General features: G+C 70.9%; 17 protein-coding genes and 1 riboswitch. Of the genes, 11 read left to right on the forward strand and 6 right to left on the reverse strand.

The genetic code is table 11. The features are described from left to right. Positions 1–2: 2 nt before the first annotated feature. Positions 3–959, reverse strand: coding sequence for a helix-turn-helix domain-containing protein (locus tag ACIQIB_RS09065; protein ID WP_363604688.1), 957 nt, complete (start codon positions 957–959; stop codon positions 3–5). Positions 960–1393: 434 nt separating this feature from the next. Between ACIQIB_RS09065 and ACIQIB_RS09070 the strand changes: the two genes are divergently transcribed. Continuing rightward, positions 1394–1888, forward strand: a complete 495-nt coding sequence (locus tag ACIQIB_RS09070; RefSeq protein WP_363604686.1) for a GNAT family N-acetyltransferase — start codon at positions 1394–1396, stop codon at positions 1886–1888. 31 nt (positions 1889–1919) lie between these two features. Here the strand turns inward: ACIQIB_RS09070 and ACIQIB_RS09075 are convergent, their stop codons facing one another. The 3 genes from ACIQIB_RS09075 to ACIQIB_RS09085 all read right to left on the reverse strand — a co-directional run bounded on the left by ACIQIB_RS09075 (position 1920) and on the right by ACIQIB_RS09085 (position 6381). Continuing rightward, a complete protein-coding gene (locus tag ACIQIB_RS09075) occupies positions 1920–3614 on the reverse strand; it encodes a hypothetical protein (RefSeq protein WP_400757384.1) in 1695 nt (564 codons plus the stop codon). 169 nt (positions 3615–3783) lie between these two features. After that, complete coding sequence (locus tag ACIQIB_RS09080; protein WP_363604683.1) at positions 3784–5055, reverse strand: LamG-like jellyroll fold domain-containing protein; 1272 nt, start codon at positions 5053–5055, stop codon at positions 3784–3786. Between the two features lie 93 nt (positions 5056–5148). Next, entirely contained in the window at positions 5149–6381 is a 1233-nt protein-coding gene (locus ACIQIB_RS09085) for a ricin-type beta-trefoil lectin domain protein (RefSeq protein ID WP_400757386.1), read from the reverse strand. Between the two features lie 436 nt (positions 6382–6817). Here ACIQIB_RS09085 and ACIQIB_RS09090 point away from each other — a divergent pair, with 436 nt between their 5' ends. From ACIQIB_RS09090 to ACIQIB_RS09110, 5 genes are all read left to right on the forward strand, one after another. Then, on the forward strand, positions 6818–8236 hold the full coding sequence (locus ACIQIB_RS09090; RefSeq protein ID WP_363604901.1) for a glycosyltransferase family 2 protein: 1419 nt from the start codon (positions 6818–6820) through the stop codon (positions 8234–8236). Between the two features lie 5 nt (positions 8237–8241). Beyond that, positions 8242–9336, forward strand: a complete 1095-nt coding sequence (locus ACIQIB_RS09095; RefSeq protein ID WP_363604900.1) for a glycosyl hydrolase — start codon at positions 8242–8244, stop codon at positions 9334–9336. Next, positions 9333–11033, forward strand: a complete 1701-nt coding sequence (locus tag ACIQIB_RS09100) for a glycosyltransferase family 39 protein (protein WP_363604681.1) — start codon at positions 9333–9335, stop codon at positions 11031–11033. Before ACIQIB_RS09095 ends, ACIQIB_RS09100 begins: the two co-directional genes overlap by 4 nt. A gap of 72 nt (positions 11034–11105) precedes the next feature. Next, a riboswitch (cobalamin riboswitch) is annotated at positions 11106–11237 on the forward strand. Between the two features lie 163 nt (positions 11238–11400). Beyond that, positions 11401–13830, forward strand: a complete 2430-nt coding sequence (locus tag ACIQIB_RS09105) for a ribonucleoside-diphosphate reductase subunit alpha (protein WP_400757388.1) — start codon at positions 11401–11403, stop codon at positions 13828–13830. Further along, the gene (locus ACIQIB_RS09110) at positions 13830–14846 is read left to right on the forward strand and encodes a ribonucleotide-diphosphate reductase subunit beta (RefSeq protein WP_363604680.1); all 1017 of its coding nucleotides are present in this window, start codon (positions 13830–13832) and stop codon (positions 14844–14846) included. Before ACIQIB_RS09105 ends, ACIQIB_RS09110 begins: the two co-directional genes overlap by 1 nt. A 62-nt stretch (positions 14847–14908) precedes the next feature. Here the strand turns inward: ACIQIB_RS09110 and ACIQIB_RS09115 are convergent, their stop codons facing one another. Together ACIQIB_RS09115 and ACIQIB_RS09120 are read right to left on the reverse strand one after the other, a co-directional pair. Continuing rightward, positions 14909–15133 (reverse strand): DUF397 domain-containing protein, encoded by a 225-nt coding sequence (locus tag ACIQIB_RS09115; RefSeq protein ID WP_400757389.1) that lies wholly within the window; start codon positions 15131–15133, stop codon positions 14909–14911. A 2-nt stretch (positions 15134–15135) separates the two neighbouring features. Next, a complete protein-coding gene (locus tag ACIQIB_RS09120) occupies positions 15136–15993 on the reverse strand; it encodes a helix-turn-helix domain-containing protein (protein WP_400757391.1) in 858 nt (285 codons plus the stop codon). Positions 15994–16223: 230 nt separating this feature from the next. On the opposite strand from ACIQIB_RS09120, the gene ACIQIB_RS09125 reads away from it, so the two are divergent. From ACIQIB_RS09125 to ACIQIB_RS09145, 5 genes are all read left to right on the forward strand, one after another. Continuing rightward, complete coding sequence (locus tag ACIQIB_RS09125; RefSeq protein WP_400655206.1) at positions 16224–16655, forward strand: ATP-binding protein; 432 nt, start codon at positions 16224–16226, stop codon at positions 16653–16655. Further along, positions 16652–16924 carry a hypothetical protein gene (locus tag ACIQIB_RS09130; protein ID WP_400655204.1) on the forward strand — a complete coding sequence of 91 codons (273 nt, stop codon included), beginning with the start codon at positions 16652–16654 and terminating at the stop codon, positions 16922–16924. The genes ACIQIB_RS09125 and ACIQIB_RS09130 overlap by 4 nt, the downstream gene beginning before the upstream one ends. A 248-nt stretch (positions 16925–17172) precedes the next feature. Further along, positions 17173–17364 carry a hypothetical protein gene (locus tag ACIQIB_RS09135; protein ID WP_363604675.1) on the forward strand — a complete coding sequence of 64 codons (192 nt, stop codon included), beginning with the start codon at positions 17173–17175 and terminating at the stop codon, positions 17362–17364. Next, on the forward strand, positions 17348–17875 hold the full coding sequence (locus ACIQIB_RS09140; protein ID WP_363604674.1) for a DUF6879 family protein: 528 nt from the start codon (positions 17348–17350) through the stop codon (positions 17873–17875). The genes ACIQIB_RS09135 and ACIQIB_RS09140 overlap by 17 nt, the downstream gene beginning before the upstream one ends. Further along, the gene (locus tag ACIQIB_RS09145; RefSeq protein ID WP_363604673.1) at positions 17872–18705 is read left to right on the forward strand and encodes a helix-turn-helix transcriptional regulator; all 834 of its coding nucleotides are present in this window, start codon (positions 17872–17874) and stop codon (positions 18703–18705) included. Before ACIQIB_RS09140 ends, ACIQIB_RS09145 begins: the two co-directional genes overlap by 4 nt. Positions 18706–18866 lie beyond the last annotated feature (161 nt).

The following is an 18866-nucleotide window of genomic DNA, read 5'->3' on the forward strand; positions in this document are numbered from 1 at the left end:
GGTCAGCGGCCGACCGGTTCGGCGAAACAGCGGCGGTAGGCCAGCGGGGTCGTCCCCAGCCGGCGCCCGAAGTGGTGCCGCAGGGTGGCCGCGTTGCCGAAGCCGCAGCGGGCCGCGATCGCGTCGACCGGCTCGGCGGTGGACTCCAGCAGCCGCTGGGCGAGCAGCAGCCGCTGCCCGACCAGCCAGCGGTGCGGGGTGGTCCCGGTCTCCTGCTGGAAGCGACGGGCGAAGGTGCGCGGCGACATGTGCGCCCGGGCGGCCAACTGCTCCACGGTGGACTCCTGGTCCAGGTGGTGGCGCATCCAGTCGAGCAGCGGGGCCAGCGAGTCGCCGTCGCCCCCGGGCAGCGGCCGGGACACGAACTGCGCCTGCCCGCCCTCCCGGTGCGGCGCCACCACCATCCGGCGGGCGATCCCCCGGGCCACCTCGGCGCCCTGGAGTCGGCGGACCAGGTGCAGGCAGGCGTCGATGCCGGCCGCCGTCCCGGCCGAGGTGATCACCGGGTCGTCGTCCACGTAGAGCACGTCCGGCTCGACCCGGGTACGCGGGAAGCGCCGGGCCAGCTCCTCGGTGTGCCGCCAGTGCGTGGTGGAGCGGCGGCCGTCCAGCAGCCCGGCGGCGCCGAGCACGAAGGCGCCGCTGCAGATGGAGAGCGTCCGGGCGCCGCCCTCGACGGCCGCCCGGACGGCGTCCACCAGCGGCTCCGGGTACCGCGGCCGCACCCCGGTCGCGGTGACGATCACCAGGTCGGCCCCGGCGAGGCGCTCCGGACCGTGCGGCACGTCGACCGAGAAGCCGGCGTGCGTGCGGTGCGGACCGGGGCGGGCGCCCGCGATGGCGAAGTCGTACGCAGGCAGACCGTCGTCGCTGCGGTCCAGGCCGAAGACCTCGCAGGCCACCCCGAGCTCGAACGGGTGCAGCTCCTCCAGCACCACGGCGACCACGTTCTTCAGCATGCCGCCCAGAATGCCCCCGCGAGGGGGCCGCGGGGAAGGGCCTGGGTGGCAGGATTTCGACGGGATGGGGCGTTCCTGCCACTCGCGGCCACCCGGGGACGCGGCGAGAGTGGAGCCATGGACTCCGACACGCTCGCGAGCGCCCTCGCCCTGGTCGGTGCCGTCGGCGGGTTCGGCCTGCTCGGCACCCTGATCGGGCGGGACCTCACCCGCAACGGCACCGGCCGCGACAACTGGCACCGCCCCGGCGGCTACCCCGCCGACCCGGCAGGGCCCGACCGGCTGTACGGCACCATGCCGGCCGCCTCCCTGCGCCCCTCCGCCGACCCCGCCACCGGTCCCGCCACCGACCTCTCCCCCGGCGCCGCCGGCCTCCCCGGCGGCCCGCCGACCCCGCACCGCTCCGCTCCGGCGGGCTCCGGCACACTGGCCGGATGGACATCGTCATCCGCCCGGCCCGCGAAGAGGACCTCGAAGACGCCGGCCGCATCACCGTCGAGGCCTTCGTCGGCGACGGCTACACCTCGCCCGAAAGCCGGTACGTCGACCTCCTGCGCGACACCGCCCGTCGGGCCCGGGAGGCCGAGCTCCTCGTCGCGGTCGACGCGGCCGAGGGACGGGTCCTCGGCTCCGTGACCTTCGCGGTCGGCGGCACCGAGTGGGCCGACATAGCCGCCCCGCACGAGGGCGAGATCCGGATGCTCGCGACCGCCGCCGCGGCCCGCGGCCGGGGCGTCGGCGAGAGCCTGGTCCGGGCCGCCATCGCCCGCAGCCGCGAGCTGGGCCTGGCCGGCATGGCCTTCTCCACCCGCCCCGAGATGAAGGCCGCCCACCGGATCTACGAACGCGTCGGCTTCCACCGCACCCCGGGCCGCGACTGGTCCCCGTACCCGGGCATGGACCTGATGGTGTACAGCCTGGCGTTCTGAGCGGCCCCGGGACGCACCCTGCGGGCACCGGTCACCGCTTGTCGTATCCCGGCGCCACGTAGATGGTGTACTGCCCGTGCTCTCCGCTCTTCACCACGGCGGCCACCCGGTATCCGGCGGCCTTCAGCGTGGGCTGGATCGCCTTGTCCGTGGCGGCGGTCTGGGTGAAGTCCAGCACCACCACCTTCCACTCGTGCGCCTCGATGCCGGCCTGGATGGCGGGCACCCCGGACTGCTGCCGGCCGGTGGCCGGATCCCGGCGGAACACCGCCACCAGGTCGTGCCACTGCTGCCAGGTGCTCTGCTCGCGCAGGTAGTACGCGGGAACGTTGTAGTTCTCGACCAGGTACCGGTCGTCGCCCTTGACGATGTACGGCTCCAGCGTGGCGACGAAGGACTTCGAGTTCGACCACTCGCCGAACATCTCCCGGCCCTGGGCCGCGCCCTCCCAGGCGAGCGGGCCGACCACCAGGGCCGCGGCCGCGATCCCCGCCGTGAGGTGGAACCGCCGCTTCAGCCACAGGACCGTACGGGCCAGGACCGCGCCCGCCACGATGCAGGCGAACCAGGCTCCGAAGTCGACGTGCTTCTGCAGCGACAGCCAGGTGTGGATGCGGATCTGGTTCACCGGCGCGAGCAGCCCCGCGACCAGCAGCAACGCCGCCAGCCAGAACCCCGGCCACGCGTCGTCGCCGCCGCGCCGCCGCGCGACCACCAGTTGTGCCACCACTCCGATCAGCGCCACCACCAGCAGCGCGCCGACCCAGCGGGCCGCTTCCCCGGCCACGTACGAGTAGGCGTCGTGGCCTGGGGCGCGCTTGAGCGTGGTGTGGTTGAAGCCGCTGATGTAGCGCTCGCCGGCCAGCAGGGCCGCCGCGCCCACCGCCGCCACGAAGGCGAGCAGGACCAGCACACCGCGCCGCCACCGTGCCCAGGCGCGCAGCGAGCCGCCCGCCCCGGCCAGCACCGCCGTACCGACCACCACCGGGACCCAGAGCAGCGCCGCGTACTTGGTGCAGCCGGCCAGGGCCAGCAGCAGGCCGGAGGACACCAGGCTGGGGTATCCGCCGCCGGTGGCCGAGCGCACCGCGAGGTACCCGGCCCAGGCGAGCAGCGCCAGCGCCATCGCGTCGTAGGTGGCCAGCCCGCCCAGGAACTGGGTGGGCCCGAGCGCGGCGAAGGCCGCCGCCGCGCAGAAGGCCGCCGGCGAGCCGTACAGCCGCCGGGTGGCCAGGTGGACGGCCACGGTGGCGGAGAGCATGAAGGCCAGGCTCAGCAGCCGGGTGCCGGTCAGCCCGCCGGCCATGTCGGCCAGCGCCACGACCACGGGGTAGATCAGCGGGGATCCGGAGAAGAAGGTCTCGTACGTCGCCACCGGGGTGCCGTGGCGCAGGTTCGCGATCTCCTGGTAGCCGGAGTAGATGTAGGTGCCCTCGTCGATGAAGGCGGTGTTGCTGCGGATCAGGTGGTACGACAGCGCGCCCTGGACCAGCAGGACCGCCAGCAGCGGCAGCCAGTCGGCCCGTAGCCCCGGCCGGGGCGGGTGCGGCACCCGGGCCGCGGCGGGCTTGCGGCGCCTGCGGTCGGCCGGGTACGGCTGCGCCGGTATCACGGTCCCGCGCCCGCGGTCACCGGGGCCGGCGCCACCGGCCGGCCGGGCCCCGGCGGGGGCCAGTACGGGCCGCCGGGTGGACTCGGGCCGGATCCAGCGGCCGTCCGCGCTCATCAGTACTGCTCCTCATCTCGGGCTTCGCGTCCGGTCCGCGCCCGGGGGCACGATGTGTTCCGGGGCGCGCGGCAGCCGCCGCCCGCACCACCGGGGCGGTGGCGCGGGGCGACCGCGGGACGTTCTCGGGGCCGCTCGACCCGGCCGGAGACGGGGGCCGGGCGGCGGCTCAGCCAGTGAGCCAGGAGGCCGTCGGCGGGGTGGCCGGCGGCGAGCTCGGGCCGGCGACGATCTTGACGATGTCGGCCTCGGGCAGCACCTGGTCCCAGGTCTGGATGTCGGCGACGGCGCCGTGCCAGGGGTCGCTCCACTGCGAGTTGGAGCTGAGCCGCCCGATCTGCAGCGTGTTGGCGCCGCTCGGCGGCACGCCGGGCGACTTGGCGGAGGACTGCGGGGCACCGTTGACGTACAGGGTGATCTGGCCGGACGGGTCGTCGTACACCCCGGTCAGCAGGACCCACTGATTGACCGTCGCGTCGCCCTTGGACCAGGCCACCGCGGAACCGCCGCCGGGCACCTGGACCTTGAAGTACCAGAGGTCGCGCCCGTTGTTGTTCGCCCTGCCCAGCGAGTACGAGTAGTACTGGCCGTCGCCCTGGCTGACCGCGCTGCGGTTGCCGTTCGGCAGGTCGACCAGCACCCGGGCGGAGACGGTGAAGCTCTTGTTCACGTCGACGACCTGGGAGGAGGTCTGGGCGAAGGAGTCCTGGCCGCTGGGCAGCTTGAGGACCTGCCCGGAGAAGCCGGGCATCGTCCCCTGCTTGGCCTCGGCGCCCAGGTTCAGTGCGGCCGTGCCCTTCTTCGCCGGAAGGCTGCCGACGGTCGGCGGGCTGTCGATGCCCTTGGCCGGAGGGGCGCTCGCCGACGACACCGGACCGGCCGACCCGGAGGCGGACGCGCTCACCGCGCCGATGCTCGGTCCCGAGGCCGTCGGCTTGCCGTTGTCGTCGGAACCGTGCTTGAAGAACAGGAAGCCCGCACCGGCCGCGGCGACGACCACGACGGCCGTCAGCGCGCCGATCAGCTGGAGCCGGCGGCGGCGCTTGGCGTCCTTCTCGTTCCGCTCCGCCAGGGCCGCCCAGTCCGGTGTGCCACCGAAGGACTGCGGCTGCGGGAAACCTGCCTGCTGCTGCCACTGCGGGCCGGGCTGGACCGGCTGCGGGACCACCGCCCCGGGCGGGACGGGGCCGGACTGAACCGCCCCCGACTGGCCCGGCTGCGGTACCAGCGGGACCGGCTGGGAGACCGGACGGGGCGTCACCGGCTGGGGCTGCTGCCGGGGTACGCCGGGCGGCGGACCGAACCCGGCGACGGGCCCGAAGGCACCGCCCGGAGGCTGCGGCGGCAGACCGGGGGCCTGGGCCCCTCCGGCCGGTGCCTGCTGCGGTGGCGTCCCGGCGGGCTGGCCCGGCTCGCCACTCGGTACCGGTCGATCGCTCATGGTGGGGAATGCTAGGGCATCCGCCCCGCCACGCCCATGGGGGGTGCGCGGACGAAACGTTGCGGCTTCCCCCGGGCCGACCCGACGTCCGCCCTACGCAAGCCCGTTGTACGGAAGCCGCCAGCGCTGCGAGACCACGTCGGCACACGGTTTGAGGACGGCCGGCGTACCGTCCGCGAGGACGCCCCCGGCGGTCGCCAGGCACAGCCCCGACTCCTGGTGCAGCAGGTGCTGACCCGCCCCCGCCACCCAGCGCTGCGCGGACCCGCCGGTGCACTCGGCCAGTATCACGCCTCCGCGCTCGGCCGGCGCCAGACAGGCCGCTCCCCCGCGCACCGAACCGTCGTTCCCCACCGTCCAGTTGGTCGAGACGGCCTGATCCCCGCAGGACCCGACGGTCACCGGGGTGCCCGCGATCCCGCCGCCGCCGTGCCGCAGGCAGATCCCGGGCGCACCGGCCGGGATCTCGCCGGCCGGCAGGCCGACCCGGTTGTGGAACGCGAACGACTCGCTGCGCAGGCCGGTGCCGCCGCTCCAGACCTCGAAGCCCGCCTGCACCCGGCACAGGTAGGACTCCTTCGGGACGTATCCGCGCGCCATGGCGTCGGCGGTGAACAGCCGCAGGTTGAGGCCGCGCGTGGTGTGGGTCGGCGCTGTGCGCACGTAACTGATCACGCTGTGCGGGCCGGTGATCGGCGCCTGGAACACGTTGTAGGCGGCGTCCCCGACGGTCTGGGCGTCCGTCACCTTGGCCCCGGCCGGCTTGACGTTGTCGGTGGCGTCCAGCCAGATCATCACCTCGGCACTCTCCCCCGGCAGGCAGTTGTCCGGGCTGGAGCCGTACCAGAGGTCGAAGGAGAGGTTGAAGGAGCCGCTCACCCGGCCGTTGGCGTCCCAGTCGGCGGTCGCGTCGCCCAGCGCGCTGACCGGGACGGGCAGTCCACTCGCGCCGGGGGCGGTGGAGATGTTGGGGTAGGCGCCCGGGGCCAGCGGGTTGTGCGGGACGAAGTCGCGCACCTGGGTCACCGTGAAGCCGGTGCCCCCGGAGGCGTCCAGGCAGACTGTGCCGGCGGTGTTCCACGGGTTCGGTTCGAGGATCTTCGTCCCACCGTCGACCGGCAGCTTGGGGAAGGGGTTCTGCGCGGACGAGCACAGCCCCTGCGCGGACGGCCGCCCCGCTTCGGGTGACTCCTCGCCGCCCGGCGGTCGCGTCGAGGCCCCGAACCCGCCACCGCAGCCGACCAGCAGTGCGGCGGCCGCGCAGAACGCGGCGACCGCCCGCAGTCTTCGCGCCGGCCGTCCGGCGGTACCGTCCACGACGCTCATCACTCTTCCTCTGAACCGTTCTCGCTCGCCGGGCGACAACCGTACACAGGTGCTCCGCCCGCACCCGGTCCACGTCACGATCGGAACTCGATATCGGTTCCGTACGGCCGGCGGAAGAGGGGGGAGAGAATTCAGGACGGCCGGTCCCGTACGATCCTGCCGTCCCCGCGCTGACCGTACGACAACGGCTGCCGGGCGGGATAGGTTCAGATCAATTCGGCTTCCGGGGGAGTAGAGCCACGTGACTGTCACCGAGGGCACCCGTCTCGCGGGCAGCCGCAGGGCACCCGTCTCGCGCCGGCGCAGCCGCCGGGACCCGGCCGCCCGCAGTCAGTGGGGCCTGTTGCCGCAGCCGCCGGACAACACCGAGAAGTACACCTACGCCCGCAGCCGGCTGTGGATCCTCACCTGCTTCTCCCTCATCAGCTTCGCCTGCATGGTGGCCAGCGAGATCGGCCTGCTCAGCGCGACGCCGTGGTTCCTCCTCTTCGTCCCGCCGCTGGCCTTCACCATCGTCTACTACCTCATCTCCCGCTGGGTGCACGGCTTCAACGAGACCTTCGACCTCGCGGCGCACCGCGCGCTGGTGAAGGACTGGCGCCCGGAGCACTACCCGACCGTCGACATCTTCCTGCCCGTCGCCGGTGAGCCGATCGAGGTCCTGCACAACACCTGGACCCACGTCGCCCGGCTGCGGGACCAGTACCCGGGCGAGGTCACGCCCTACGTCCTCGACGACAGCAACAGCCCGCAACTCGCTCAGATGGCGGTCGATTTCGAGTTCGTCTACGGCACCCGAAACAAGCTGGGCTGGTTCAAGAAGGCCGGGAACCTCCAGTTCGGCTTCCGCAACTCCGACAGCGAGTACGTCCTCATCCTGGACGCCGACTTCGCCCCCCGGCCGGACCTGCTGACCGAGATGCTCCCCTACATGGCGGCCAACCCCCGCCTCGGCATCATCCAGTCGCCTCAGTTCTTCCGCATCCTGGACACCCAGAACTGGATCGAGCGCGGCGCGGGCGCCGTCCAGGAGCTGTTCTACCGGACCGTCCAGGTCTCCCGGCAGCGCAACAACGGCGCGATCTGCGTCGGCAGTTGCGCCGTCTACCGGCGGGCCGCCCTGGAGGAGAACGGCGGCACCACGCTGATCGGGCACTCCGAGGACGTGCACACCGGCTTCGACCTGCGCCGGCTCGGCTGGGACCTGCAGTACATTCCGATCGCCCTGGCGGCCGGGGTCTGCCCGGACAACGTCGGCGGCTTCTTCAACCAGCAGTACCGCTGGTGCACCGGGTCGATGAGCCTGCTGGGCAGCCGCAAGTTCTGGGAGACCAAGCTGCGGCCGGTCACCCGGGCCTGCTACCTGTCCGGGTTCTTCTACTACATCCACACCGCGCTGTTCACCCTCGTCTCCCCGCTCATCCCGATCGTGCTGCTGCTGGCCAGACCCGACCTGATCCGCTGGCAGAACACCATGCTGGTGCTGCCCGGCCTGCTCTACGCGACCGTCGTCTTCCCGCTCTGGCACCGCAACCCCTACCGGCTGGAGGCCTGGGCCGCCCGCATGATGTACGGCTGGGCGCACGTCTTCGCCATCTGGGACATCGTGCGCCGCAACCGGATGGCCTGGCAGCCGACCGGCTCCAGCGGGGCCAAGAAGAACAAGACCCGGCGGTTCTGGATCGGCATGACCGTCTGGAGCGGCGGGACGGCCGTGCTCTGGGTCGGCATCGGCATATGGCGGATGCTCACGATGGGCCCGCTCAACTTCACCCTCGTCCTCGCGTCCGGCCTCTTCTACGCGACCATCGTGGGCCGGGTCCTCGTCCAACCGCGCCCCACGGAAGCTGTGTGATCGCCATGTCCGCCCACCCCCGACGGGCCGGCCGGTACCGTCGGCTGACGCTCCCACTGCTGACGGCCGCACTGCTGCTCGTCACCGCCTGCGGCCCCGAGGACCCGGGCTTCGCGATGCAGGACACCGAGGACCTCGCCCAGCCCGCGCCGGCCGCCGCCGCCACCCCCGGCGCCGCCACCCCGAACGCGTCGGGCGCCCCGAGCGCGCCGGCGAAGCCGAAGGCCGTCCCGGTCGGCGTCCCGTACGACGTCACCCCGCTGCTCAAGCCGGCCGGCAAGTACCTGGGCGCCGCGCTGCCCGACGTGCCCGGCTCGATGGACGCGCTGGCCCCCTACACCGCCGCGATCGGCAAACAGCCGAACGTCCTGGAGTACTACGCCCACTGGCGGGGCGGCTTCGACACCGCGGGAGTCCGCCGGATCTACGAGGCCGGGGCCCTGCCCTACATGGCGTGGGAGCCGCTCGACCACTCGCTGGCGGGGATCGCGGCCGGCGAGACCGACGACTACGTCCGGGGCGTGGCCAAGGCCGTGGCCAGGCTCGACCTGCCCATCGCCGTCAGCATCGCGCACGAGATGAACGGCGACTGGTACCCGTGGGGGCGGCAGGCCGCCAGCCCTGAGGACTTCGTCGCGGCCTGGCGCCACGTCCACGACATCTTCGACCGGGCCGGCGCGACCAATGTCATCTGGGTCTGGAGCCCGAACATCACCGACCCCGCGCCCAACACCCGGCTGGCGCCGTACTACCCCGGCGACACCTACGTCGACTGGGCCGGCATGACCGGCTACTTCACCCGCACCGGCCCGAAGACCTTCGACACCCTGTACGGGCCCACCATGGCCGAGATCCGCACCTTCAGCAAGAAGCCCTTCTTCATCAGCGAGACCGCCTCGGAGCAGGGCAAACGCCAGCGCGCGGACATAGACCAGCTCTTCTCCGGCCTCGAAGCGCACGACGACGTCATCGGCTTCGTCTGGTTCAACATCGTCAAGCGGGCGGACTGGCGCGTCGAGGCCGTCCCGGACACCCTCGCCGCCTTCAGGCAACGCGTGGCCGACCCCCGCTACGGCTTCGACATCAGGAACCCACGATGAGCGCGGCCTCCGAGCCACCCCTGACCCCGGACAGCCCCGTCCCTGCCCCCGGCGGCACCGCGACGCGCGCCGGGAGCAGCCGCCCCCGGCCGGACGCGGACACCCTGCCCCGGCCCGCCGCCGAGCGGGGCACCGCCGCCCCCGAGGACGACAACCAGGCCGTCGAGCTGGCGCCGTACACCATCCCGCAGGTCCCCGCGATCGGCTGGGACCCGGCCCCCAGCCCCCGGCGCCGCTGGATAGCCCGCGGTCTGCTGCTCGCCGTGCTGATCGTCCAGGCCGCGCTCTCGCTGCGCCTGCTGGCCGCCGCGCACCCCGACGAGGCCGCGACCATGGTGGCCGGCCGCCAGCAGCTCGCCCACCTGCTGCACGGCACCGCCGTCACCTCCGACCTGGTCGGCCGGACACCCGGCTCGCCCTGGCTGTACCCGCCGCTGGCCGGCGCCGCCGCCAACGCCAACGGCATCTTCGGCGCCCGGGTACTCAGTCTCTGCTTCGCCCTGCTGACCACCGTGCTGCTGTACTCGCTGACCCGCCGGCTCTTCAACGAGCGGGTGGCCATCTGCTCCATCGCCGCCTACGCGGTGGTGCAGTCGACCGTCGTCGTCGGCTTCTACGCCGCCCCCGAGGCGCCGGCCGTTCTTCTGGTCGCCCTCGCGGCCTGGATCACGGTGTTCACCGCCCGCCGCCCGGTGGCCCTGGTCCTGCTCGCCGCACCGGCCGCCGCCCTCGCCTGCGCGGTCGCGTACGCCTCGACGCTCGCCATGCCCGCCCTGGCCGCCCTCGCGCTGGCCACCGCCTGGCCGCACCGGCGGCTCGGCCCGGCCGCCCTGCGCGCGCTGCTGCTCGCCGCCGGCACGGCCGGCGCGCTGCTCCCCTTCGGCGTACTCGGCACGATCGCGGGATGGTCCCCGGCCCGCGGCCAGGCCGGCCGCACGGTCGGCGGGATCCTCCTGGACACCGTCCAGTGGGGCGGCCTGTTCACCGTCCTCGCGGTGGCCGGCACGATCGCCTACGTCCGCCGCGAGCAGATGCACGAGTCCCCGGAGAACGGCGGCGTCACCACCACCCGGGCCCAGCGCGCGCTGCTGGGCACCGCGCTGACCGCCACCGCGCTGCTGGTCCCGGCGATCCACCTGGCGCTGGGCTCCTCCGGGGCGATGTTCCGCCACCTCGGCTTCGGGATGCTGCTCGCCGCCCCGCTGGCCGGGGTCGGCCTCACCCGGCTGGTCGGCGCGCACTTCCGCCACCCGCAGCTGGGCATCCTGGTGTGGGTCGCCCTGCTCGCGCTGGGCCTCGAACAGTCCGCGCTGCGCTACCAGAACGGGCCCGACTCCGGGCGGCTGCTCGCCGTCCTGCGGGTGCACGCCGAACCGCAGGGCCGCTACCTCACCGAGGTCGACGGACTCGCCGAGTACTACCTGGGCACCGTCAGTACACCTGAGCAGTGGGTCTCGGCGCGCAACGGGACCGACTACCGGGACGCCGCCGGGGTGCAGCACCACGGCGACGACGGCAGCGCGGCCGCCATCCGGGACGGCTGGTTCACCATGGTCGTCCTCGACAGCACCGCGCCGGCTGCCACGGACCGCGCCCTGGCGGCCGCTCTGGCCGCCGGCGGACAGTACCGGCTGATCGCCCAGTTCACCTCGCCGACGGGCGACTCCAGCACCTACAAGGTCTACCTGAAGCACTGACGCCCCGCCGAGCCTGTCCGGGCTCGCGACACGACGGCCACAACATATGGTGCCGCCACAGTCGACCGCCACTAGATGTATGCTCACTCCTGCTGTCGACGCAGGGGAACCCGGTGCGAGTCCGGGACTGCCCCGCAGCGGTGTGCGGGCCTCTGGAAGCAGGGCCCGCGAGTCCGAGTACCTGCCGGCGGCGTGCCACCGGCCTCCCCGCAGAGGCCCCGAAGCACTGCACCACGTCCGGGCCTCGCGGGCGGGCCGGGGATGACACTGTCGCGCGACGCCACCGGGCGTTCGCGCCGTGCTCCCCTGCCCCGAACGGTCCGGCACCCCGATGCACCGACGCCGATCGCCGCCAGGAGAGAGCGCCTTGACCACCGCTGCCTCAGCCACCCTGCCCGCCCAGGGTTCCAGCTTCGCCCCCGTCGACCCGACGGTCTCCGACCCCGGCGGTGCGCTGCTCCGGCTGCTGACCGACCGCAGCGCCGATCTCCCCCAGGTGGACCCCGGCCATGTCGCCGCCGCCGCGCTGCGCGGCCGCCACGCCGGCTCGGACTTCGCCGAGCTGCGCGGGCTGGCCGTGGACGCCGCCGCGTCGATGATCGCCGAGGACCCGCAGTACTCGAAGCTGGCCGCGCGCCTGCTCGCGCTGGAGATCGTCGACGAGGCGGTCAGCCAGGGCTCGGTCTCCTTCTCCGCCTCGGTCGCGGTCGGCCACGCCGAGGGCCTGATCGGCGACACCACCGCCGCCTTCGTCGCCAAGCACGCCGCGACCCTGGACGCGCTCGTCGACCCGCGGGGCGACGACCGCTTCGAGTACTTCGGCCTGCGCACCGTGCAGTCCCGCTACCTGCTGCGCCACCCGATCACCCGCAAGGTGGTCGAGACCCCGCAGCACTTCCTGCTCCGCGTCGCCAGCGGCCTGGCGGTCGGCGACAACGAGCAGTCGGTGCGCGAGGTGGCCGAGCTGTACGGCCTGATGAGCCGGCTGGAGTACCTGACCTCCTCCCCGACCCTGTTCAACTCCGGCACCCGGCACCCGCAGATGTCGAGCTGCTACCTGCTCGACTCCCCGCTGGACAACCTGGACTCGATCTACTCCCGGTACGCCCAGATCGCCCGTCTCTCCAAGCACGCCGGCGGCATCGGCCTGTCCTACTCGCGGATCCGCTCGCGCGGCAGCCTGATCCGGGGCACCAACGGCAAGTCCAACGGCATCGTCCCGTTCCTGCGCACCCTCGACTCCTCGGTCGCCGCCGTCAACCAGGGCGGCCGCCGCAAGGGCGCGGCCTGCGTCTACCTGGAGACCTGGCACGCGGACATCGAGGAGTTCCTGGAGCTGCGCGACAACACCGGTGAGGAGGCGCGCCGCACGCACAACCTCAACCTGGCGCACTGGATCCCGGACGAGTTCATGCGCCGGGTCAACGCCAACGCCGACTGGTCGCTGTTCTCCCCCGCCGACGTGCCCGAGCTGGTCGACCTCTGGGGTGCCGAGTTCGACGAGGCGTACCTGAAGGCCGAGCAGTCCGGCAAGGCCGTCCGCACCATCCCCGCGCAGACCCTGTACGCCCGGATGATGCGCACCCTGGCGCAGACCGGCAACGGCTGGATGACCTTCAAGGACGCCTCCAACCGCGCCGCCAACCAGACCGCGCTGCCCGGCCGCACGGTGCACAGCTCCAACCTCTGCACCGAGATCCTGGAGGTCACGGACGACTCCGAGACCGCCGTCTGCAACCTCGGCTCGGTCAACCTCGGCGCCCACGTCGCCGCCGGCGCCACCGCCGACGACCTGCTGAACGCGCTGGACTGGGACCGCCTGGACGCCACCGTCCGCACCGCCGTCACCTTCCTCGACCGCGTGGTGGACATCAACTTCTACCCGACCCCCGAGGCCGGTGCCTCCAACTCCCGCTGGCGCCCGGTGGGCCTCGGCGTGATGGGCCTGCAGGACGTCTTCTTCCAGCTGCGGATCGACTTCGACTCCGCCGAGGCGAAGCGGCTCTCCACCCTCATCGCCGAGCGCATCATGCTCACCGCGTACGAGCGCTCCAGCGAGCTGGCCGAGCAGCTGGGCCGCCACGAGGCGTACGGCGAGACCCGGGCCGCCCGCGGCGAGCTGCACATCGACCACTTCCCGAGCGCCGCTCCGGAGTGGGCCGACCGCTGGGCCGCCCTGCGGACCAGGCTCGCCGAGACCGGCCTGCGCAACTCGCTGCTGCTGGCCATCGCGCCGACCGCGACCATCGCCTCGATCGCCGGCGTCTACGAGTGCATCGAGCCGCAGGTCTCCAACCTGTTCAAGCGCGAGACCCTCTCCGGCGAGTTCCTCCAGGTCAACCCGTACCTGGTGCGCGAGCTGAAGGAGCTCGGCGTCTGGGACCAGCAGACCCGGGACGCGCTGCGCGACGCCAACGGCTCCGTCCAGGACCTCAACTGGCTGCCCGCCGAGGTCCGCTCGCTCTACCGCACGGCCTGGGAGCTGCCCCAGCGCGCGCTGATCGACCTGGCCGCCGCCCGGATGCCGTACATCGACCAGAGCCAGTCGCTGAACCTCTTCATGGCCGCGCCCACCATCGGCAAGCTCAGCTCGATGTACGCGTACGCCTGGAAGGTCGGTCTGAAGACCACCTACTACCTGCGCTCGCGCCCGGCGACCCGGATCGCCCAGGCCGCCTCGGGCGCCGCCCGCGCCGCCGCCCCCGTCCCGGTGGCGTCCCCGACCCTCACGCCGGAGGAGGAGGCCGCCCTGGCCTGCTCCCTGGAGAACCCCGAGTCCTGCGAGGCCTGCCAGTAATGTCCGACGATCGCCAGAAGATGCTGCTCGACCCCGGCTTCGAGCTGACCCTGCGCCCGATGCGCTACCCGTCGTTCTACGACCGGTACCGCGACGCGATCAAGAACACCTGGACCGTCGAGGAGGTGGACCTGCACTCCGACGTCGCCGACCTGGCCAAGCTGAGCGAGGGCGAGCGCCACCTGATCGGCCGGCTGGTGGCGTTCTTCGCCACCGGTGACTCGATCGTCTCCAACAACGTGGTGCTGAGCCTCTACAAGCACATCAACTCGCCCGAGGCCCGGCTCTACCTGTCCCGGCAGCTGTTCGAGGAGGCCGTGCACGTCCAGTTCTATCTGACGCTGCTCGACACCTACCTGCCCGACCCCGAGGACCGCGCGGCGGCCTTCGACGCGGTGGAGAACATCCCCTCCATCCGCCAGAAGGCGCAGTTCTGCTTCAAGTACATGAACGCGGTCGACCACATCGACTCGCTGCAGACGAAGGAGGACAGGCGGGCGTTCCTGCTCAACCTGATCTGCTTCGCGGCGTGTGTGGAGGGGCTGTTCTTCTACGGCGCGTTCGCGTACGTGTACTGGTTCCGGTCGCGTGGTCTGCTGCACGGCCTGGCCACCGGTACGAACTGGGTGTTCCGCGACGAGTCCATGCACATGGACTTCGCGATGTCGGTCGTGGACACCGTTCGCGAGGAGGAGCCCGACCTCTTCGACGACGAGATGGCCAAGCAGGTGACGGAGATGCTGGAGGAGGCCGTCGAGGCCGAGCTCCAGTTCGCCCAGGACCTGTGCGGCGACGGCCTGGCCGGCATGAACACCGAGTCGATGCGGCAGTACCTGGAGGCCGTGGCGGACCAGCGCCTCGCGCGGCTCGGTCTGCCGATCCGGTACGGGTCGACCAACCCGTTCGGCTTCATGGAGCTCCAGAACGTGCAGGAGCTGACCAACTTCTTCGAGCGCCGGGTGTCGGCGTACCAGGTGGCGGTCGAGGGCTCGGTCGCCTTCGACGACGACTTCTAAAGAAGAAGACGAGACGACGCTGCCCCGCACGGCCTGTGGCCGTGCGGGGCAGCGCTGTTGGTTCAGAGGGACGGAAACTCCCCGCCCTTGACCCCGGCGAGGAACGACGACCACGCCTCGGCCGCGAACAGCAGCGCGGGCCCGTCCGGGTCCTTGGAGTCACGTACGGGCACAGCGCCGATCAGACCACTGGCCACCTCGATGCAATCGCTCTGTGCGCCGGAGTAGGAGGACTTGCACCACTCAAGTCCGGCAGCGGAAACAGACGGCAGGAACATACTCACCATTTCTAGACCTTGTCCTTTGCACGCTCGATGAGTGCGGCCGATTCGGTGCGCGGCAGCGACTCCGCCAGAGCACGGCGAAACAGGTTGGTGTACTTGAACACTTCCTCCGGCTCCTCGATGTAGAGCGTGCTGAGGAGGCTGTCGACGTACACCACATCCGTCTCTGTCGCCTCGGGGAAGCTCAGGATGGCAACAGGGCCGAAGAGTGCAGCGTGAACGTCAGATTCCTCCGGCAGGACCTGGACGTTGATGTTCGGCTGTTCGGCACTCGCCATCAGGAAGTCGAGTTGCTCCCGCATGACCGACCGGCCACCAATCCGATGCTTCAGCACGGATTCCGAGAGAACGACCCACATGCGAAGTGGCGCCTCCCGCGTCAGCACTGCCCGCCGTTCCTGACGAACCTTCGTGAGCCGCTCGACCTGCTCCGCGGTCGCATCCTCTATCTGGGCACGGACCACCGCACGCGTGTAGTCCTCCGTCTGCAGCAGTCCCGGCACCAGGAACGTCTGGATGCTGTACATGTCCGACGCGTCGGATTCCAGCGCGATGTAGTCGGCATAGAGCGGCGACAGCGTGTCCGAGTAGCGGTCCCACCATCCACGCAGACGACCTTCGCGCGACAGTGCCTCCAGCCTGCTGCGGGTCGCCGACTCCACCACCCCGTACAGGTCGAGCAGCAGCCGAAGATCCACCAACCGAATCCCTGACTGCGCGGCCTCGATTCGACTGATCTTGCTCTCGGCGCAGGCAAGCTGCCGAGCCGACTGGGCAATCGTCAGATCCGCTTCCGCCCGCAGCTCCTTGAGCGTTCGAGCCAGCCGTCGCTGCCGAACTGTCGGATTCCGGTTCACGGGCACCGTCGCGACCTCCCCACTTCTGTGATCTGCCAGTCTGCCCTCCCCTGCCACCCGACAACAATCTTTGACCGGTTCCAAAGTGGGGACTTGCACTTTGGAAGCCCCCAGGAGCATGCTACTCAACGTAGCTCACCATTCGACACAGCGTGATGATTGTGGGCTCATCACCCGGGCATCCCCATGCCTTCTTCAGTCGTCTTCACCCCTCACCCCTCAGAGGTGGCGCCGCCATGCCTGAAACCGTCTCCCCCGCCCCCACCGAACACGCCTGCTGGCTCCCCCGGCACCGAAAGTCCGCCGGCGCGGCCCGCCAGGAGCTGCACCACTTCCTCGCCCACCACCAGGGCGTCGAATACCTGCTCTACACCGGCGAGTTGCTGCTTTCCGAGCTGGTCGCCAACGCCGTGCAGCACGCCCGTACGCCCCAGGGCCGCCTGATCCAGATCCGTTTCGGACTCTCCGAAAACCTCCTGCGCATCGAAGTCCACGACGCCGACAGCGAGAAGCCCGCGCTCCGAACCACCTCCACCTCCGACGAATCCGGCCGAGGGCTGTTCCTCGTCAAGGAGTTGGCCGCCCAGTGGGGCTGCTGCCCGCGTGCGGGCGGCATCGGCAAGTTCATCTGGTGCCACATCTCCGCCCCCGCCGAGGCCGCCGCGTGAACGCCGTGCGGGCCGAGATCACCGGCATCATGCTCCCGACCGTCTTCCCGAGCCTCGACCACGCGCTCCCCGTCCTCTGGGAGCACGTCCGAACGCGCCCGATCCGCGCGGCCCACCGCGACTTCATCCGCCTCTGCATCGGCCCCGGCGGCGGCGACGGTGTCGCCCGCTGCCTCACCCGCGGCGGCCTCTGGAGCATGACCCTCTGCATCGGCGAGCTCACCGACTGGACCGCCCACCCGATCACCATCACCACCCACCAGCCCTGAACTCCCCCGCCCCGCCCGCGGGGCCTGCACCTTGCTTCGACGCCGCACCACCACGGCCGAGCCACAGCCATCCGTTCCGGCGGACCCTTGCCCCCCGCAAGGGTCCGCCACAGAAGCGGCACCGTCGTAGCTGAACTTTTGAGTGCCTGTTCGAAGTTGAGCTGGTTTCCAGTATCGGAAACGCGAACCTCTTGCCTGCGCCCGGCTCAACTCGGGAGCATCGTCGGGAGACCGAGCGAGGAGACAACGTGGAGCTGACACGGCTTGTGGGTTCCTGCGACGAGGGCGAGTGCCCGACGCTCTACCTGACGGACCGAGGCACCCTCGCCGTCCAGGGCGAGCATCTGACCGAGCACGATCTTAAGATTCCGGCGCACGAGACGCTGGTCGAAATTCCCATTGAACTCGTTCGAAAGGCCATCCGTGACAACCTCATCTAGGACCCTCGGAGACTGGTTCTCGAATTTCAATCGAGAGGCGTTCCGGCTGGAAACGCTGGACGACTACAGCCAGTCCGGCGGAGTGGACGCCTATCACGCCTTCCTCGCAGGCGAGGAGCAACCGGAGGGCTACAAGTCCGCTGGCTGGGTCACGACCGTAGCCGATGCCACCCAGGCCGGTAAGCGCATGTATCGGGTGCACGTCCTCTCTCGCCCGCTCACGGATTACCTCCGGTTCGAGCTCGCGTGGGGATACCACCGCAACATGGCGGCTGGTGAAGAGTTCTTCATCCTCGACACCACAGGCCAGGAGAACCCTGTTCCCGAGGCGCCGGACTTCTGGCTCTTTGATGACGAGACCGTTGCCGAGATGAACTATGACGGCAACGGAAAGTATCGCGGAACTGGATTCCTCACCGGCAGCCGGATCGCCCAGTTCAAGGCATACCGTGACATTGCGATGGCGAAATCCGTCCCGTTCACGGAATGGTGGGCCGAACACGGCGAGTGAACAGAACACGGCTCGGGGCAGCACTGCGGGAACTTCGGCAGGCTTCTGGCAAGGAAGCCAAGGCCGTGGCCCGTGGCGCTGTCATGTCCCCGAGCAAGTTGAGCAAGATTGAAACTGGCAAGGTACCACCCACCGTCGCAGACGTGGAACGCATCCTTACGGCCATAGGCGTGTCCGACGAGGTCAAGGCCGAGTACATGGCCGCTGCGAGAGCCGAGGCCACGGAGACGACGGCCTGGCGCCTGATCCGACGTCTGGGGCACCACCGCAAGCAGCAGCAGATCAAAGCGCTGGACGACTCGACCGAGCTTCTTCGCGTGTTCCAGCCGTCTCTTGTTCCTGGGCTGCTTCAGACCCCCGAATACGTGCGAGCCGTATTCGGGAGGAAAGACCTCAGTGAGGAGCAGCTGTCTCGGGCGGTTTCAGCGCGGCTTGTAAGACAACAGTCCCTCTACGACGCCACCAAGACGCTGCAGTTCGTCATCACCGAGCCCGTTCTTCGCTGGCGCCTCGTTCCCGCCGCGATGATGGCCGGACAGCTGGACCGCATCATCTCCGCTTCCCGCCTCGGCCATGTCGACATTCGGGTCGTTCCGCTGGCTGCACCTCAGTCCGACGTGCCGGCGCACTCCTTTGTCATCCGCGATGACCGCATGGTCACGGTCGAGACCGTGCACGCTGAGGTAACGGTCACCGACCCGCGCGACATTGAGGTGTACGTGCGGAAGTTCAACGGGTTCTCCGACGCCGCCGTGTCCGGCGACGTGATGCGGCACATGCTCGAAGACATCCGGGACGAGTTCCTGGGGGACCAGGAAGGCGCCCCGTAGCACCTCCCATCTCACCGCCAACGCTTGGCAAATGGTTCCGACGGCCCCCTTGCTCCTCGCAAGGGGGCCGCAGGAAGTCAGCCGTATGGTCCCCCTGAAAATCCACAACGCCTTTGTGGCGCTTCCTCGTTGGCCGGCAGGATTCCTGGGCGAGATCTTCA

It is taken from the genome of Kitasatospora sp. NPDC092286 (genome assembly GCF_044755565.1).
GTDB lineage: Bacteria > Actinomycetota > Actinomycetes > Streptomycetales > Streptomycetaceae > Kitasatospora.

Coding starts and splice junctions, on each gene's coding strand:
- ACIQIB_RS09090 (WP_363604901.1), top strand. CDS start 6,818: ATGGTGGCCAGCGAGATCGGCCTGCTCAGCGCGACGCCGTGGTTCCTC.
- ACIQIB_RS09085 (WP_400757386.1), bottom strand. CDS start 6,381: ATGAGCGTCGTGGACGGTACCGCCGGACGGCCGGCGCGAAGACTGCGG.
- ACIQIB_RS09115 (WP_400757389.1), bottom strand. CDS start 15,133: ATGGTGAGTATGTTCCTGCCGTCTGTTTCCGCTGCCGGACTTGAGTGG.
- ACIQIB_RS09125 (WP_400655206.1), top strand. CDS start 16,224: ATGCCTGAAACCGTCTCCCCCGCCCCCACCGAACACGCCTGCTGGCTC.
- ACIQIB_RS09075 (WP_400757384.1), bottom strand. CDS start 3,614: ATGAGCGCGGACGGCCGCTGGATCCGGCCCGAGTCCACCCGGCGGCCC.
- ACIQIB_RS09110 (WP_363604680.1), top strand. CDS start 13,830: ATGTCCGACGATCGCCAGAAGATGCTGCTCGACCCCGGCTTCGAGCTG.
- ACIQIB_RS09100 (WP_363604681.1), top strand. CDS start 9,333: ATGAGCGCGGCCTCCGAGCCACCCCTGACCCCGGACAGCCCCGTCCCT.
- ACIQIB_RS09095 (WP_363604900.1), top strand. CDS start 8,242: ATGTCCGCCCACCCCCGACGGGCCGGCCGGTACCGTCGGCTGACGCTC.
- ACIQIB_RS09070 (WP_363604686.1), top strand. CDS start 1,394: ATGGACATCGTCATCCGCCCGGCCCGCGAAGAGGACCTCGAAGACGCC.
- ACIQIB_RS09065 (WP_363604688.1), bottom strand. CDS start 959: ATGCTGAAGAACGTGGTCGCCGTGGTGCTGGAGGAGCTGCACCCGTTC.
- ACIQIB_RS09080 (WP_363604683.1), bottom strand. CDS start 5,055: ATGAGCGATCGACCGGTACCGAGTGGCGAGCCGGGCCAGCCCGCCGGG.